This is a genomic window from Arthrobacter sp. NPDC056727 (assembly GCF_042790555.1).
In the GTDB taxonomy this organism is placed as follows: domain Bacteria; phylum Actinomycetota; class Actinomycetes; order Actinomycetales; family Micrococcaceae; genus Arthrobacter.
Map to the genome: position 1 here is coordinate 98,839 of NZ_JBHTZA010000014.1, position 15,412 is coordinate 114,250.

Sequence of the window (15,412 nt, forward strand, 5' to 3'; positions counted from 1 at the left end):
AGGCCGGGCCTTCTTACGGCCCGGGCTTCTTACGGCTCAGGCGCCTTCGCCGCGGGGTTCGCGCTTCTTGACGTCGTTGCGGATGGTGATGTCCGGGTGGGTGTCCACGAGGTGGTCCTCGGCCAGGGCATCATCGATCTCCCCCGCGGTGCGGATGGGCTTGGCGCGGCCGGAGAAGCGCGCGTGCAGTGACGCCGTCGCGGCATCGCGCTGCTTCTGGAAGAAGAGGTAGCTGACGGCGAAGGAAATCAGCCCTGCACAGACGACGGCCAGAAACCACCCCAGCTGCAGGAAGACGAACAGCACAAACAGGGGCAGGAAGATCGCGAACCGGATCAGGGAGTATTTCAGAAAAGCCACTATCCAAGTTTAGCCGTCCTCCCTGAACGTAGCCTGCGTCATTTGGGGCTCCGGTTCAGCGTTTTGCTGGCGCGCTACTGTGGGCATACTGTAATCTCCGCCGGGGCATACGGCGGCTAGACTGATTGCATGCCTCGTGTTGCGCTCGCAGTCGCCATCCTCGCCATCTACGTCTACGGACTGGTGGACGTTATCGGGACTGACAGGCACCTTACGCGCGGGTTTTCCAAAACAACCTGGATCATCATGGTTGCCCTCCTGCCGCTCATCGGCGCCGCGCTGTGGTTCCTGATCGGCCGCCCCCGCGCCTCCGCGGCGCCCCAGCCGGTCTACCCGCAGCACCCCACCGCTCCCGACGACGACCCCGATTTCCTGCGGAACCTCGAGCAGCGCCGCCGCCAGGCCGAGGCGGAGCGGCTCCGCAAGCTGCGGAACGATGCCGCACGGAAAAACCAGGCCGACGCCGGTCCCCACCGCACAGGCGCCGCAGGGTCAGCTGGCGCCGCGGGGACTGCGGGGACTGCCCCGGGCACGAGCAGCAGCGGCAATTCAGGTACAAGCAACCCGGCCGCGGGTGAGCACGGTCCGCGCAAGCCGGGTACCGCGGGCGAGGCCAACGCCGAAGGCAACCCCGAGGCGAAGTAGCCTCCCCGCTCAGCGCACAGGCACCGGAACACGCCCACCGTCCAGGGCCGCCGTCGTCGCCTCAGAATGTCACCGGTTGACCAAAAGGGCCGCTCCCCATAGTCGTATTACCCAAAGCGGCCGCTACGAGTCCTACTGGGCAGCCCTTTTGGGTAAAACGACGCAGCATAAGATCGCCCTCCCACGGAGCACGGCGAGGGCACTAGTCCTCCACAGCGGCCCTAAATTGTGGACAACGGCATAGAGGCACGGTCACGAATGCAGAATGCTTCTATGCCGCGTCCACGCCCTCTTCCGCCCGCATTGCAGGCACAGCCCTTCACCATCCGCCAAGCCACTGCTGCCGGACTGACCCGCAGGCGTGCCCGCGCCCTCGACCTGGCCAGCCCTTGCCACGGTGTACGCACGTCCGCGGCAGTGGAGATCACCCTCCTCGTTCGGGCACGCGGGCTGGCACTTGCGACCGGAGCTGTCATAAGCCACCTCTCCGCCGCCGCGCTATGGGGTTTTCCCCTTCCTCTCTGCTTCGAGGATCACACCGTGATCCATTTGACTGGCCGGCACGGCGCCAGGGCCGTCCGAAGAAAGAACGTCTGCGGCCACCGGCTTCCGCTCCCCGAAGAGGAGATCTTCGATGGCCGTTACGTGGCCTGCACGTCGCCGCTTCGGACGTGGTTCGACTTGGCTGGCATCCTCACCCTGCAGGACCTGATCATTGCCGGCGACTTCCTTCTGCGCCGCAGGGACCCCCTTTCAACGCCGGAAGCAATGGATGCTTTCCTCGCTGAGAAGCAGGGCAGGGCTGGGTACCCCAAGGCCATGAAGGCCAGGGCTCTCATCCGCCCGAACACGGATTCGCCCAAGGAGACGGAACTGCGGCTTCTACTGACAGCCGCAGAACTGCCTGAGCCAGGCATCAACCTGCCTTTGTTCGATGAGACCGGCGGCTGGGTACAGGACCCCGACATGTCCCATGAAGAGTTCAAGATTGCCATCCAGTACGACGGCGGCCACCATGCCACCCGGCCCAGCGACGAAGCGACATCTACCGTGACGAAAGCGCACGTGGACTCGGCTGGATCGTCTTGGTCCTGACGCAGCTGGACTTGGACCCCCTGGTACCGGGCATGGAGCCCGGCGCAGCCACCAAGGTCCCTTCGCCAAAAAGGGCCGCCCAGCAAGCAAGCTAGGCGGCCCTTTTGGGTAAATCGACGCTCCGGGCGGGTCCGGCCGCACGGGCAGGACGCCCCCTACAGCCCCGAGTACGAGTGCAGGCCGTTGAAAAACTGGTTCACGATGGTGAAGTTGAAGACCACGCACAGGTAGCCCACGATGGACAGCCAGGCCGCGCGGGTGCCCGTCCAGCCGCGGGTGGCGCGGGCGTGCAGGTAGCCGGCGTAGACCACCCAGATCACGAAGGTCCACACTTCCTTGGTGTCCCAGCCCCAGAAGCGTCCCCAGGCCTTCTCAGCCCAGATCGCACCGAACATGAGCGTGAAGGTCCAGCCAATGAAGGCGATCGCGTTGATGCGGTAGGACAGGTTCTCAAGGCTCAGCGCGGACGGCACCAGGCGCATGAACCCCAGCTTGTCGGCACCATCGGCCGCAATGGTCTTCTGCCGGTGCGACTGGACCAGCTGCAGCGCGGACATGGCAAACGTCAGCGTGAACAGCGCGGAGGACAGCACCGCGATGGAGACGTGGATGATCAGCCAGTAGCTCTGCAGCGCGGGCACCAGGTGGCCGACCGGCGTCCAGAACGCCACGGACGCGGCCACCAGCATGATGATCACCAGACCCACCACGAACGTGCCGAGGAAGCGCAGGTCGCGGCGGACCAGCGCCACGAGGAACACGGCCGCCACGAGGAACGCGCCGGTGGTGAGGAACTCGTACATGTTGCCCCACGGCACACGGCCGGCGCCCACGGCGCGGGTCAGCACGGCGGCGGCGTGGATCGCGGCGCCCAGGACGGTCAGTGCCACGGCCACGCGGGCCGGTGCACGGCGTTCGCCGTAGAGCATGCTGTCGTCCGCGGTCTGGCCGGCTGCGCCGTTCGCGGTGCCGGAGGAATACGACGACGGCCGCTCGGCACGGTCTGCCGGTCCGGACAGGCGGTCCCCGCCGCTGCCCGCTCCCCGCGACGAAGCTGCCGACGCGCCTGCCGTCACCGGAACCTTCGCGGACGCATCCGCAGACGTATCAGCGGCCGCGGCCTTGAGGTCGATCGCTTTCAGGGCCTTGCTGCTCTTGGCCAGGTCCCACGCGAACGCGATGAAGGCGATGGTGTAGGTGCCGGCCGCAAGCAGCATGAAGAGCTCGCTGTACTGGCCCATGGTCTCGTTGATGGGAAACATTACTGGTCCTTCTTCGGCTCGGGCGAGCCTGCTGGTGAGGAGTTGGAAGCTGCTGTTTCGGGGCTGTCGTCGGCTACGTTCCACTCGCGCAACAGGAGGCCGCGCAGCGTTGCGGCTTCGCCGGCCAGCCGGTGGTCCTCGCCGCGGGCCAGGAGGCCGTACTCCACCATGGTCCGGCCGTCCTCGTGGGTGCCGGTGCGGACCCAGACGCGGCGGCGGTTGACGTAGAGCGAGACGATAAGCCCGCCCACGGCAAGCAGTGCAAAGAGCAGCGCCGAGAGCTGCCCGGGGTTGTGGTGGATGTCCACGCCGATGTACTTCTTCACGCCGTCGAACGTGATGGACCCCTTGCCCTCGGGCAGTGTGTAGGTGTTGCCCGGCGCCAGCGTGATGCCGCCCGCCTTGAGGTTCCGGCTGTTGAGTTCCTTGAGGTTCTTCACGTCCAGCTCAAAAACGTTCTGCGGGGTGCCCTTGTCCAGGCCAAGGTCGCCGTAGAAGGAGTTCAGGCTCAGCTGCGGGTTGATGAGGTCAGGATCGCCGCTGAAGGAGATGCCCTTGTCGGTCACCAGCGCCGTGGGCAGGAAGAAGCCGACGAACCCTAGCTGGTCGGGCTTTGCGTCGGGCACCTTGATCACAACGGACGAGTAGTAGTTCTGCCCCTGCAGTTTGGCCACCACGGGCCCCTGCATGGCGATGTTGCCTTTCCCGTCGCGGACCGTGATCACGGGGGCGTAGCCATTACCCGTCAGGTAGATGCTGGTGCCGCCGAGGGTGACGGGGTCATTGACCTTGAGGACTTGCTTCTCGGCCGGAGCCCCGGGGTTTTCCTTGGTGGTGACGTCCGCCGTGAAGTCGATGGGCTGGCCGTACTTGCCCTGGGATTCACGGTCGAACGTGGCCTGGAACTTGTCCAGCTGGATCGAGTAGGGCTGGAGCTGGCTGCTCTCGAAATTGGTGCCGGGGTTGAACTGGTCGTAGCCCACCAGGGTGTTCACGAAGGTGTCGCCCTCCACCAGGATCCGCTGGCCGCTGTACCCAAACAGGCCGCCGATGGCCACGGACACCAGCACGCCGATCAGCGAGGTGTGGAAGACAAGGTTCCCGACTTCCTTCATGAAGCCGCGCTCGGCCCCCAAAGACGGCCGCGCGCCGTCGTCGTGCCTTACTTCAACGCGGTAGCCGCGTTTCTTCAGCAGCGCCGCTGCATCCTCAATGGCGTCCGACGCCGGGATGCCGGCGTCCGCCGGCACCACCAGGGTGCCGTACTCAGGCAGGCGGGACAGGCGCTTCGGGGTGCGCGGAGGCTGCGAGCGCATGGCCTTGTAGTGGGCGATGGCGCGGGGCACCACGCAGCCGATCAGCGAGATGAACAGCAGGATGTAGATGGCCGAGAACCAGGCCGAGGAGTAGACGTCGTACAGCTGCAGCGAGTCCAGCAGCTTGCCGTAGTCGGGGTGGTCCTTGATGTACTGGGTGACCACTGACGGGTTGGCAGGCCGCTGCGGGAACAGCGAGCCGGGCACCGCGGCAACCGCGAGGAGCAGCAGGAGGAACAGCGCGGTGCGCATGCTGGTCAGCTGCGTCCAGGCCCAGCGGAGCATGCCCAGGAAGCCCAGTGACGGCAGGGCAGCCCCGGCCCTGGCAGCCTTCACGGCGTCCTTTTGCTTGGGCCCGGGCTGCGGGACGTCCGGGGATTTCTCGGTTGACTTCACACGCTCGCTCATCAGATCGGCAACTTCACATCGGTTTGGAACCAGTACTGCAACTCGGTGACCCAGGTACCCCACAGCCCCGTGGCCATCAGGATGCCCAGGGCAATCAGGACTCCCCCGCCGGTGCGCTGGATGGCCAGCCGGTGTTTGCGGAAGAAGGACATCACGCCCGCGCCGCGGCGCACCGCGAGGGCGATCAGCAGGAACGGGATCCCGAGCCCAAGGCTGTAGACGAAGGCCAGGAAGGCGCCCTTCGCGGCGGAGGAGCCGCCGGAGAGGCTCAGGAGCTGGACGGCGGAATAGGTGGGCCCGATGCAGGGTGCCCAGCCGAGGCCGAAGGTGATTCCCAGCAGCGGCGCGCCCCAGAGGCCCGCCGGCGGTTTCGCGTGGATCTTGGCGTCGCGCTGGAACCAGGAGAATCCGCCCATGAACACCACGCCCATCAGGATCACCAGGACGCCGAGGATCTGCGTGATCCAGGCGTTCTGCCCGCCGGAGATCAGCGACCCCAGCTGTCCGAACGCCCCGCCCAGGAGCACAAAGATCACCGAGAAGCCCAGCACGAACAGGCCGATGCCCGCCAGCATGCGGCCGCGCTTCTGCTTCTGCAGGTCCACGCCGGTAAGTCCCGTGACGTAGCCCAGGTATCCGGGCACCAGCGGGAGTACGCACGGCGAGAGGAAGGACACGAGTCCGGCCAGCAGCGCCACCGGGATGGCGAGCAGCAGCGAACCGTTAAGGATGGCTTCGGCGAAGGGGCTGTTCACGGGAGGTTACTCTGCCACGGCAGACTGAATGAGAGCTTTGAGCGTGCCCTTCTCGATCTCCCCCAGCACGCGCGACGCAACCCGGCCCTGCTTATCCACCACAAGCGTCGTGGGGACGGCGCCCGGAGGTACCAGACCGGACACGGCCAGCAGCACGCTGCCGTCCTTGTCGTCGAAGCTCGGGTAGGTGAGGCCGAAGGTCTTGTCGAAGGCATCAGCCGTGGCCTTCTCATCGCGCAGGTTCACCCCGAAGAACTGCACGCCCTTGCTCTTGAACTCCTGGTGGAGTGCTTCCAGGGAGGGTGCCTCCACCCGGCACGGCGCGCAGGCGGCGAACCAGAAGTTCAGCACAGTGACCTTGCCCAGGAAGTCCTTGGGCGTCACGGCGGTGCCGTCAAACAGGGTGCCCTGGATCTGGATCCCGGACTTGCGCTCGGCTGCGGCGAACTCGGTCACCGAGCCGTCGCCGGCCACGTAGTTCTTGTTGTCCCCTGCTTTGGCCTGCTTGGCCAGGGCGTCCTCCTGGGCGCAGGCGGACAGGCCCAGCGTGAGCGCCGTGAGGGCCAGGCCCCCGGCGGCGAGGACGCTTCGGCGGGAACTCTTGGGTGTTTCAGTCATAACTTAGGCTCCGGGGGTGCTCGAGGCACCGGGAAGAAGGGCGGCAGCAGGCTCGCTGTACTCCACGCGCAGCAGGGCGCCGTCGTCGCCGAAAACCAGGGAGGTGAGGGAGGTCAGCGTGCATTCGCGCTTACGCGGGTCGTGCCACAGCGGCTTGCCCTCGGCGCTGAGCCGGGTGGCCCAGATGGGTAGCTGGTGGCAGACCAGGATGGCCTCGGCACCGTCGCCGCCCAGCTCGATGGCCTTGGCCCGGGCTTCCTGCACAGCTTCGGTAACGCGGGCCGCCTGCAGCTTGTAGGGCTCGCCCCAGGAGGGGCGGAAGGGGTTGATCAGGTGCGGCCAGTGCTTAGGTTTGCTCAGCTCCGCCTTGGTGACCTTGAGGCCCTCAAAGTAGTTCTCGGCCTCGATGATGCGGGCATCAGTGTGGATGTCCAGCCCCAGTGCCTCCGAGGTGGGCTGCGCCGTTTCCTGGGCACGCGTGAGCGGCGACGCCACCAGGTACACGATATTGGCGCCCTGGGATACGCGTTCGCGGAAGTGTTCGGCGAGGGTCTGCGCCATCTGCCGGCCAAGTTCGGAGAGGTGGAATTCAGGCAGCCTGCCGTACAGGACACCTTCGGGGTTGTGGACCTCGCCGTGGCGGAGCAAATGGACAGTGGCTTGGGGCATGTCTACCAGTTTCTCAAAGGGCAGGGGTAATGACGAAATCTTCTACACCAAGTAGAACTAAAAATTTTTTCAGAAAGTTCCCCAAGGAGGGAACAAAAGATGCAAATGCATGTTTATACTGGATGCAGCAGTTAGTTGAGGCTTCAACGAAAGCTTCAACGATCACCCGATTGACCCACTGATACAAGGAGAACCACCATGGCACTTTCCACCGAGCTCACCCGCGGCATCTGGACCCTCGACAACTCCCACAGCGAGATCGCCTTCACCGTCCGCCACGCCGGCATCAGCAAGGTCCGCGGCCAGTTCAAGGACGCCGCCGCCACCCTGGACCTCGCCGACGACGTGACGGCCAGCAAGATCGAGGCCACCATCCAGACCGCCAGCTTCGACTCCGGCGACGCCAACCGCGACGGCCACGTCCGCGGCGAAGACTTCTTCGACGTCGAAAAGTTCCCGGAGATCTCCTTCGTCTCCAACGGCCTCGTTGCCAACGGCGACAGCTACGAACTCCAGGGCGACCTGACCATCAAGGGCGTCACCCGCCCCGTCTCCCTCGAGACCGAATTCAACGGCGTTGCAGTTGACCCCTTCGGCAACACCCGCGCCGGCGTTTCCGCCGAAACCACCATCAGCCGCAAGGACTTCGGCCTGACCTGGAACGCCGTGCTGGAAGCCGGCGGTGTCCTGGTCAGCGACAAGGTTGCCATCAACCTTGAACTGGCCTTCATCGCACCTGCAGCCTAGGTTCGGCGCAGCCCGGTTACCGGCAACGAAACGCCCCGCCAGCGGACTTTTCCGCAGGCGGGGCGTTCGGCGTTCGGGACGTCTGGAGTTGGCAAATTCGCGGGCTTAAAGTGAGTGCCATGAGCACCCCCAGTGATGAACCGGATCCCCGTGATCCGGGCGAGGAGCGTCCGTCCGGCCAGTTCCCGGGGCCGTCGGAGCGTCCGACGCCGGGACAGCAGTTCCCGGGGCAGCAACCGGGCCAGCCGTTCCCGGCTCAGCCGGCTCAGCCGGGTCCGACGCCGGGACAACAGTTCCCGCCCCAGCAGCCGGCTGCTGCGGGCCGGTTCGCATTCGAGATGCCGGCGGACCGGCCTCGGAACTTTCGGGACGTGCTGCCGCGCGCCGGCTTCTCCGGCCTCTTCGACGTGACGGGGCTGCCCACAGAGCTCAAGGTGTCCTACCTGATCTGGGTCATCGGCGGCCTGCTGGGGCTGCTGGGCGGGGTGATCGGCCTGTTCGGTGTGCTGGTGCTCTTCGCGATTGTCCCCGGTGTGGCCCTTCTGGTGCTCCTCCTCGTCCTTGTGGCGCTGGCGCTGGCGGCGGCTGAGATTGTCCTGGCCATGAAGCTGAAGGAAGGCAAGGAGTGGGCGCGGCTGGCCCTGACCATCGCGGCCGGGGTGTCGCTGCTGCTGGCCTCCGTCAGCTCGAGTTTCCGCTCCGGCCAGGACGGGAACTGGCTGGGCTTCCTGGTCAGCCTGGTGGCTACCGTGCTGATGTGGGTGCCCAACTCGCAGAGCTGGTTCGCTGCCGCGCGCGGCCGGTCCTGACCGACACCGGCAACAGCTCTGAATTTCTGGCCGGACAGTCCCCTGCCGGGCCGTGTTTCCGCAGGTTGGCACCGGTTTGGAATACCTCTCGGGAATGATCCACCGCGCACCCGCTGAGGGGTACGGTGGGAAGTGAACCATGCTGGGGAGGGCAGGCGTCTGAACCGGTAGCCGATTCAGACGTCACTACGCAAAGGACCGCTCATGAGCAATCCTCCAGTCCCGCACTCCAATGACCCCGGCTCCAACGAGCCGGACAACGGTTCCCAGCCGGCCAACGGGCAGCCCCGCTACGGTCAGGACGCGCCCCAGTACGGGCAGAACACCCCGCAATACGGACAGGGCAGCCAGGGCACCCCCCAGTACGGACAGAACGCACCCCAGTACGGCCAGAACCCGCCGAAGTACGGACAGGCCGGACAGGGCGGGGCACCGCAGTACGGACAGTCCCCGTACGGTCAGAACGCGCCCCAGTATGGACAGGCACAGTACGGGCAGCCGCAGAACGGCCAGTCCCCGTACGGGCAGCCGCCCTACGGCCAGAGCCCCTATGGCCAGTCCCCCTACGGGCAGTACCCGTCGGAACAGACCCAGGCAGCAAGCCAAGGCGTGCGCCCACCACAGGTGGACTTGGCATTCTGGCTCATAATAGCCGCAGGTGTACTTTCGGGCCTGAGTGCTCTTGTCTTAGCCTTCACTGGCCGGGACACCTTCATGGCAATGATGGAAGAAGAAGCGGCACGGCAGGGCCAAGCACTTCCACCCGGATCCACGGAGATGCTGCAAAGCACGGTAGTTGCAGGCAGCATTATCGGAGCCATCGTTACTCTCGGCCTGTATGCCCTGGTGGCGTTTCCAGTTCGAAAGGGCAAGAACTGGGCGAGGATTCTCGGCACGGTCTTCGCAGCCATCTCCCTGTTCGGACTCTTCGGCGGCTCGTTTGCACTCGGGCCGGTCTACGGCATCATCCAAATCCTGGTGATTCTCCTGGGCGCAGCAGGCATCGTTCTGCTCTACCTTCCTGCCAACTCGCCGTACTTCCAGAAGCCGCAGCCGTTCGCGAACCCGTACTCACAGCCGGGCCCCTACGGCCGCTAACCAAGGTCCCCGCGACATCCCCGCCAACGGGCGCGGATTCCCGGAACGCCGGAGCTACTCCGGCTGACCGGGGGTCTGCGCCCGTTGCGCGTGGTACGCCAGGATCTGCAGCTCGGTGGCCATGTCCACCTTCCGCAGCGTCACGCCGTCGGGCACCTGAAGCATCACGGGCGCAAAGCTGAGAATGCTGCGGACCCCTGCATTCACCACCCTGTCGCACACGCTTTGGGCCACCGTGGCCGGCAGCGCCAGCACCACCATGTTGGTGCCGGTCCGCTCCAGGACTGTCTCCAGGTCCGCAACGTCGCTGACCCGCAGCCAGCCCACCTCGTTGCCCACCACCATCTGGTCGGCGTCGAAAATGGCAACCACATCAAAACCCCGCGATTCGAAGCCGCCGTAGCGTGCCAGCGCCTTGCCCAGGTTACCGGCGCCCACAATCGCGACTTTCCAGTCATGCGTCAGGCCCAGCGCGGCGGCGATGTGGCGGCTCAGGTACTGCACCTCATAGCCCACGCCCCGGGTGCCGTAAGAGCCCACATGGGACAGATCCTTGCGGAGGGTTGATGAGCTGACGCCGGAAAGCTCAGCCAGGGACTCGGACGAAACCCGCTCGGTGCCTTCGGCCAGCAGGGAGTTCAGCGCGCGCAGGTAGATCGTCAGCCGGGCCACGGCCGCCGGCGGGATCTGCTTTCCGGCAGCCCCGGTGGGCCCGGGCAGGGCCTGGGGTGGTGAATCGAGCGAGGTCACTGTCTGCTCCGTTGCGTCGCGTTGTGAGTCCACTCTAGATCCCCATCAGTTATGTCAACAAAGCCAATGCCATTGTTCGAAATTGGCTACTCCGCCGCCATGGCGCGGCGCAGGACGCGCTCCAGGCGCGCTTCATCGATCTTCCAGAAATCACGCTGGATGCCGTCCACCAGCACCACCGGGATCTCCTCGGCATAGCGGTCGCGCAGTTCGTCGTCGGCCTCCAGCTGCCGCTCCGACCACGAAAGCCCCAGCCCGGCGGTCACCCTTCCGACGGCGTCGCGCGCCGCGGCGCACAGGTGGCAGTCAGCTTTGGTGAGGAGAACGACGTCGGGGTTTGCCATGCCTCAACCGTATCGCCGTTGACGGCGGGGAGCGACGCGGCGGCCGTCAGATGTGGCGCACGGCATTGACTAGACTCAGTGGCATGCCCGAGGAGAAGTACGTCGCTGTGGCCCACCGTCCGGTTGCGAGGCAGCAACACGGCGAGGCAGCCTTCTTCGACGTCGACAACACCCTCATGCGCGGGGCGAGCCTGTTCCACGTGGCACGGAAAATGCACCAGCGCGGAGCCTTCACCCTGGCGCAGGCGGCCGGCATGGCGTGGAAGCAGCTCAAGTTTGTCCTCCGCGGCGAGAACCTCAATGACGTCCACGCGGTGCGGGATTCGGCGCTCAGGCTCGCCGCCGGGATCACGGAGCAGGACATCAAGGCGCTGGGCGAAGAGGTCTACGACGAGATGATCGCCTCCCGGATCTGGCCCGGCGCCAAGGCCCTGGCCGAGCAGCACCTGCGCGTGGGCCGGAAGGTCTGGCTTGTCACGGCCACGCCGATCGAGGTGGCCACGGTGATTTCCACCCGGCTGGGGCTCACCGGCGCGCTCGGGACCGTGGGTGAAACCAAGGACGGCTTCTACACTGGCAGGCTCGTCGGGGACATCCTGCACGGCGCCGCCAAGGCGGTGGCGGTCCAGGGCATCGCGGACCAGCACGGCCTGGACCTGAAGCGCTGCTGGGCCTACAGCGACTCTTACAACGACATCCCGCTGCTGACGATGGTGGGCCACCCGGTGGCGATAAACCCGGACGGCCGGCTGCGCAGGCACGCCCGCGAACACAACTGGCCGGTCTACGACTTCCGCTCCGGCCGCCGCGCCGCCACACTGGGCCTGAAGGCCGCCACCGCAGGAGGAGCGGTCTACGGCCTCTGGCGCGGCTACACCCGCTTCCGCGGCCCGCGGGCCTGACACACTTCTTCCCCAGCGACGCGCATTTCCCCCCTCGACGCTGGAATTCCCACTGCGCCAGGTATTTGGCGCGTCGCCAAGCATTTTGCGCGTCGCAGGGCGGACCGAGTGTCGCAGAACGCAAAAATGCCCGCACCCTCGAAAGGGAACGGGCATTGAAGCGTAGAGCGGACTCTACTTCTTATTGCGGCGCTGGTGGCGGGTCTTACGAAGCAACTTGCGGTGCTTCTTCTTGGCCATACGCTTGCGACGCTTCTTAATAACTGAACCCACGAAAGTTCCTTACAAACTAGATGCAGTACCTGTCTGATGGAGAAGGTCCGTGGACTGAGCAACAGACTGAACAACTGACAGATTCTTACAATGACGTAAAACGTTCCTTAACAGGGTACCGCCTATCCGGAGCACCCCCTGACCAGCACAGCTCCCGTGGCGCGCAGCGGCCCCCAAGGCGGCTGCAGAACCACGGGATCGGTGCGGTCAGTCAGGTCCCGTTAGGCGGTGCCCGTGTGACCGTCAACGACAGCACCCTTGAGGTACTGTTCGACGGCGGTCTCCGGGACGCGGTAGGAGCGGCCGAACCTGACGGCGGGCATCTCCCCCGAATGGACAAGGCGGTATACGGTCATTTTGGAGACACGCATTACCTCAGCCACCTCGGCCACGGTCAAGAACTTGGCGTTCGAGAAGTTCGACTCTGCGGACATTACCCATATTCCTTTGCTCTCAGCAACGACGCCGGTCTATCTGCGGTGTGCGCCGATGCTGAGCCATCGAACAACCGTGTTCTAGTTACTCTAGATGCTCACGTGGCCATTGTGAAAGCCCGGCGCTTCCGCGATGACGCGGCCAGCTGTTCGAGGACGGACGCCGTCACATCCCACTCCATGCAGGCATCCGTGACGCTCTGGCCGTAGACCAGGTCCGAACGGCCGGCGGCGTGTTCGGCCACGTCCAGGTTCTGCGCGCCGCCCACCAGGAAGCTCTCCAGCATGACGCCGGCGATCGCTCCGGCGGCCATTCCCGCGTCCTCGAGCTGGGCGCCGATCTCAAGCGCCACCTCGGCCTGGCGGTGGTGGCTCTTGCCGCTGTTGGCGTGGCTGGCGTCCACGATCAGCCGCGGGTTGAGGTTCTTGGCCGCGAGCCTGGCGGAGGCCGCCTCGACGTCGGCGGCGGAGTAGTTGGGGCCCTTCCGGCCGCCGCGGAGGATCACGTGCGTGTCCGGGTTGCCGGCGGTGGACACCAGCGCCGCCCGGCCTTCGCCGTCGATCCCCAGGAAAGCCTGGGCTGATGCGGCCGCGCTGCAGGCGTCCACCGCCACTTGGAGGTCGCCGTCGGTCCCGTTCTTGAAGCCGATGGGCATGGAGAGCCCGGAGGCGAGCTGGCGGTGGATCTGGCTTTCCGTGGTGCGTGCCCCGATGGCGCCCCAGGAAATCAGGTCGGCCATGTACTGCGGGCTGATGGGTTCAAGGAACTCGGTGGCGGTGGGCAGCCCCAGGGCGGTGACCTGCTGCAGGAAGCTGCGGGCCGCGCGCAGGCCGCCGGCGATGTCGTGGCTGCCGTCCAGGTGCGGATCGTTGATGAGGCCCTTCCAGCCCACGGTGGTGCGCGGCTTCTCGAAGTACGCACGCAGGACGATGAGCAGGTCTTCCTTGTGCTTCTCGGCCTGGCTCACCAACCTGCGGGCGTATTCCAGGCCGGCCTTGGGGTCGTGGATGGAGCAGGGGCCCACGATCACCAGCAGGCGGTCGTCCACGCCGTCCATGATGGCGCGGACTTCGTCGCGGCCGCGTTCGACGACGTCGGCGGCCTTCGCGTCCAGCGGCAGTTCCGCGATCATCTCCTGCGGCGTGGGCAGGGCGGTGATTTCGCTGACCCTCAGGTTCGACGTGGACTGGCGTTTCGACGTCGGCTGCTGGGTTTCGGTGGCTGTTGCGCTCATTTGGGGTCCTGTTCCGGGTGGGAGCGGGCCCCTGGTCAGAACCCGCCGCAGATATGGCGAAGGGCAGAGAATGATCTCTGCCCTGTTGGCTCTGAAGGAAAAGTTGGATGCGTGTCAGTTAGACGCGGGCCCCTCCAGAGCCAACGAAAAATACGCATACCAACGGTTAGTCATAGGGAAGACCATAGCCGCGGCCCGGGGCGTTCCGCAAATCGGCTAAGCGCGAACGTACACTTGTGGCCCCTGGGAAGCGTTTCCTGGGGGCCACAAGTGTACGTTCGCGCTGGTCCGGCCGGTTTACGCTGTGGTTTGCTCCACCGGCTGCTTCGCTTGGGCGCCGTAGCGTTCCTGCTCGATCTGTTCCAGGCTCTTGCCCCGCGTGTCCGGGGCCCAGACAATCCCGATGATCATGGCAGCGACCAACGCCCCAATCATGATGGCGCCCACAAAGGGCACGCCGTGCTCGGCGAGCAGCGTCGGGAACCAGTAGCTCAGCAGGCCGACAACGATGCGGGCAACGAAGAAGAGCACACCCTGCGCGCTGGCCCGGTAGCGGGTCGCGAACATTTCGGCCGCCCACAGGGCATAGAAGGCCTGGGCACCGATGCCGGCGGAGATGCCCCACAGCGCCGCGAAGAGAATCAAGACCGGCATGGTCACGTGGACAAAGACCAGCAGGACCCAGGCGGCAAGCCCCAGCACGGCGCCGATCGCGTACAGCAGGCGGCGGTCGATGCGGTCGCCGTACTTCATGAAGCCGAAGTACGTTGCCAGGACGGTCAGCGTCCACAGCAGCACCTGCAGCAGATTCTGCTCAGCGGACGACTCCACCCCGGAGGACTCGTAGACGCGCGGCATGAAGATGCCCATCTGCCCGGCAACCAGGTTCCAGAGGGCGTAGACACCCACGAGGAAGAGAAGGGCCTTCAGGTTGGTGGCGTTGGTCAGCAACTCACGGTAATTGCGGCGTTTGACACCGGATGCCTCCTCCAGCAGACGCGCTTCATTCGACTTCTTCCAGGTGTGGGATTCGGAAAGACGGCGGCGGATCCACCAGGTGATGAAGGCGATGACGAACAGGTGCGCGAAGACCAGACGGCTTCCCAGCAGCCCCAGCGGAACGACGACGGTGGCCAGGAGGAAAACCAGGGCCGGAGCCAGCGACCACGCAAACTGCGCGGTGCCCACGTGCCGGGCCCGCTGTTCGGAGGGCGCCTCTTCCGCGATGTAGGTCCAGGCGACGGGCACGCCGGCCCCGACGGCAATGCCCGTGAGGATCACGCCAAGGACGAGCATCCACGGGGCCACGGCAAAAATCACGAGGGCGGTGCCGATCATGTACAGGATGAGGTCGTAGGTGTAGATGAACTTACGGCCGTAGCGGTCGCCCAGCGGGCCGCCGATCATCGCGCCCACCGCGGCGCCGAAAGCGTTGGCACTGAGGGCCGCGATGAGCCCGACGACGAGGTTGCTGAACCCGAAATACTCCTGCCACAGCGTCAGGCTCGTGGCCAGCGCGATGATGGATCCGGCCTCGATGTAGTTGGACATGGACACGGCGACGGTGGCTTTCCAGCCGCCGATCTGCGGGGTGTTGGTCATATTGAATCTTTCTCTGGCGACGCCGTCGGCGCCGGGCAGCCGTGTTCGGCCGGCCCTGGTTTGATACGTTTCACGATTGCCGCAGCAGCG

At 65.7% G+C, this 15,412-nt stretch carries 18 protein-coding genes; 6 read left to right on the forward strand and 12 right to left on the reverse strand.

The features are described from left to right. Positions 1-36 precede the first annotated feature (36 nt). Entirely contained in the window at positions 37-360 is a 324-nt protein-coding gene (locus tag ACFRAH_RS15215; RefSeq protein ID WP_377991739.1) for a DUF4229 domain-containing protein, read from the reverse strand. Positions 361-489: 129 nt separating this feature from the next. On the opposite strand from ACFRAH_RS15215, the gene ACFRAH_RS15220 reads away from it, so the two are divergent. After that, the gene (locus ACFRAH_RS15220; protein ID WP_377991740.1) at positions 490-1,005 is read left to right on the forward strand and encodes a PLD nuclease N-terminal domain-containing protein; all 516 of its coding nucleotides are present in this window, start codon (positions 490-492) and stop codon (positions 1,003-1,005) included. A 540-nt stretch (positions 1,006-1,545) separates the two neighbouring features. Continuing rightward, positions 1,546-2,100 carry a hypothetical protein gene (locus tag ACFRAH_RS15225; RefSeq protein ID WP_377991741.1) on the forward strand — a complete coding sequence of 185 codons (555 nt, stop codon included), beginning with the start codon at positions 1,546-1,548 and terminating at the stop codon, positions 2,098-2,100. A 155-nt stretch (positions 2,101-2,255) separates the two neighbouring features. Here ACFRAH_RS15225 and ccsB read toward each other — a convergent pair whose 3' ends face one another. The 5 genes from ccsB to ACFRAH_RS15250 are packed head-to-tail and all read right to left on the reverse strand — an operon-like array spanning position 2,256 to position 7,128. Then, positions 2,256-3,362: a c-type cytochrome biogenesis protein CcsB gene (gene ccsB / locus ACFRAH_RS15230; RefSeq protein WP_377991742.1), complete on the reverse strand. Its 1,107-nt coding sequence runs from the start codon at positions 3,360-3,362 to the stop codon at positions 2,256-2,258. Then, entirely contained in the window at positions 3,362-5,086 is a 1,725-nt protein-coding gene (locus tag ACFRAH_RS15235; RefSeq protein ID WP_377991743.1) for a cytochrome c biogenesis protein ResB, read from the reverse strand. The genes ccsB and ACFRAH_RS15235 overlap by 1 nt, the downstream gene beginning before the upstream one ends. Beyond that, positions 5,086-5,841 (reverse strand): cytochrome c biogenesis CcdA family protein, encoded by a 756-nt coding sequence (locus ACFRAH_RS15240; RefSeq protein WP_377991744.1) that lies wholly within the window; start codon positions 5,839-5,841, stop codon positions 5,086-5,088. The genes ACFRAH_RS15235 and ACFRAH_RS15240 overlap by 1 nt, the downstream gene beginning before the upstream one ends. A 6-nt stretch (positions 5,842-5,847) precedes the next feature. After that, entirely contained in the window at positions 5,848-6,459 is a 612-nt protein-coding gene (locus ACFRAH_RS15245) for a TlpA family protein disulfide reductase (RefSeq protein ID WP_377991745.1), read from the reverse strand. A 3-nt stretch (positions 6,460-6,462) separates the two neighbouring features. After that, a complete protein-coding gene (locus tag ACFRAH_RS15250) occupies positions 6,463-7,128 on the reverse strand; it encodes a histidine phosphatase family protein (RefSeq protein WP_377991746.1) in 666 nt (221 codons plus the stop codon). Between the two features lie 198 nt (positions 7,129-7,326). Between ACFRAH_RS15250 and ACFRAH_RS15255 the strand changes: the two genes are divergently transcribed. From ACFRAH_RS15255 to ACFRAH_RS15265, 3 genes are all read left to right on the forward strand, one after another. After that, the gene (locus tag ACFRAH_RS15255; protein ID WP_377991747.1) at positions 7,327-7,875 is read left to right on the forward strand and encodes a YceI family protein; all 549 of its coding nucleotides are present in this window, start codon (positions 7,327-7,329) and stop codon (positions 7,873-7,875) included. A 119-nt stretch (positions 7,876-7,994) separates the two neighbouring features. Beyond that, positions 7,995-8,684 (forward strand): hypothetical protein, encoded by a 690-nt coding sequence (locus ACFRAH_RS15260; RefSeq protein ID WP_377991748.1) that lies wholly within the window; start codon positions 7,995-7,997, stop codon positions 8,682-8,684. 204 nt (positions 8,685-8,888) lie between these two features. Further along, positions 8,889-9,782, forward strand: a complete 894-nt coding sequence (locus ACFRAH_RS15265; RefSeq protein WP_377991749.1) for a hypothetical protein — start codon at positions 8,889-8,891, stop codon at positions 9,780-9,782. A 54-nt stretch (positions 9,783-9,836) separates the two neighbouring features. On the opposite strand, the gene ACFRAH_RS15270 is transcribed toward ACFRAH_RS15265, so the two are convergent. Continuing rightward, positions 9,837-10,532 carry a redox-sensing transcriptional repressor Rex gene (locus tag ACFRAH_RS15270; protein ID WP_377991781.1) on the reverse strand — a complete coding sequence of 232 codons (696 nt, stop codon included), beginning with the start codon at positions 10,530-10,532 and terminating at the stop codon, positions 9,837-9,839. A gap of 86 nt (positions 10,533-10,618) precedes the next feature. Beyond that, on the reverse strand, positions 10,619-10,876 hold the full coding sequence (locus ACFRAH_RS15275; RefSeq protein ID WP_377991750.1) for a glutaredoxin family protein: 258 nt from the start codon (positions 10,874-10,876) through the stop codon (positions 10,619-10,621). A gap of 83 nt (positions 10,877-10,959) precedes the next feature. Between ACFRAH_RS15275 and ACFRAH_RS15280 the strand changes: the two genes are divergently transcribed. After that, entirely contained in the window at positions 10,960-11,778 is an 819-nt protein-coding gene (locus tag ACFRAH_RS15280; RefSeq protein WP_377991751.1) for an HAD family hydrolase, read from the forward strand. A 174-nt stretch (positions 11,779-11,952) separates the two neighbouring features. Here ACFRAH_RS15280 and ACFRAH_RS15285 read toward each other — a convergent pair whose 3' ends face one another. The 4 genes from ACFRAH_RS15285 to ACFRAH_RS15300 all read right to left on the reverse strand — a co-directional run bounded on the left by ACFRAH_RS15285 (position 11,953) and on the right by ACFRAH_RS15300 (position 15,322). Continuing rightward, positions 11,953-12,051: a 30S ribosomal protein bS22 gene (locus ACFRAH_RS15285; protein WP_003792170.1), complete on the reverse strand. Its 99-nt coding sequence runs from the start codon at positions 12,049-12,051 to the stop codon at positions 11,953-11,955. Between the two features lie 221 nt (positions 12,052-12,272). Beyond that, positions 12,273-12,485 (reverse strand): helix-turn-helix domain-containing protein, encoded by a 213-nt coding sequence (locus ACFRAH_RS15290; RefSeq protein WP_003797758.1) that lies wholly within the window; start codon positions 12,483-12,485, stop codon positions 12,273-12,275. A 98-nt stretch (positions 12,486-12,583) separates the two neighbouring features. Continuing rightward, positions 12,584-13,720: a 3-deoxy-7-phosphoheptulonate synthase gene (locus ACFRAH_RS15295; protein WP_377991752.1), complete on the reverse strand. Its 1,137-nt coding sequence runs from the start codon at positions 13,718-13,720 to the stop codon at positions 12,584-12,586. 297 nt (positions 13,721-14,017) lie between these two features. Continuing rightward, the gene (locus tag ACFRAH_RS15300; protein ID WP_377991753.1) at positions 14,018-15,322 is read right to left on the reverse strand and encodes an MFS transporter; all 1,305 of its coding nucleotides are present in this window, start codon (positions 15,320-15,322) and stop codon (positions 14,018-14,020) included. Positions 15,323-15,412: the final 90 nt, after the last annotated feature.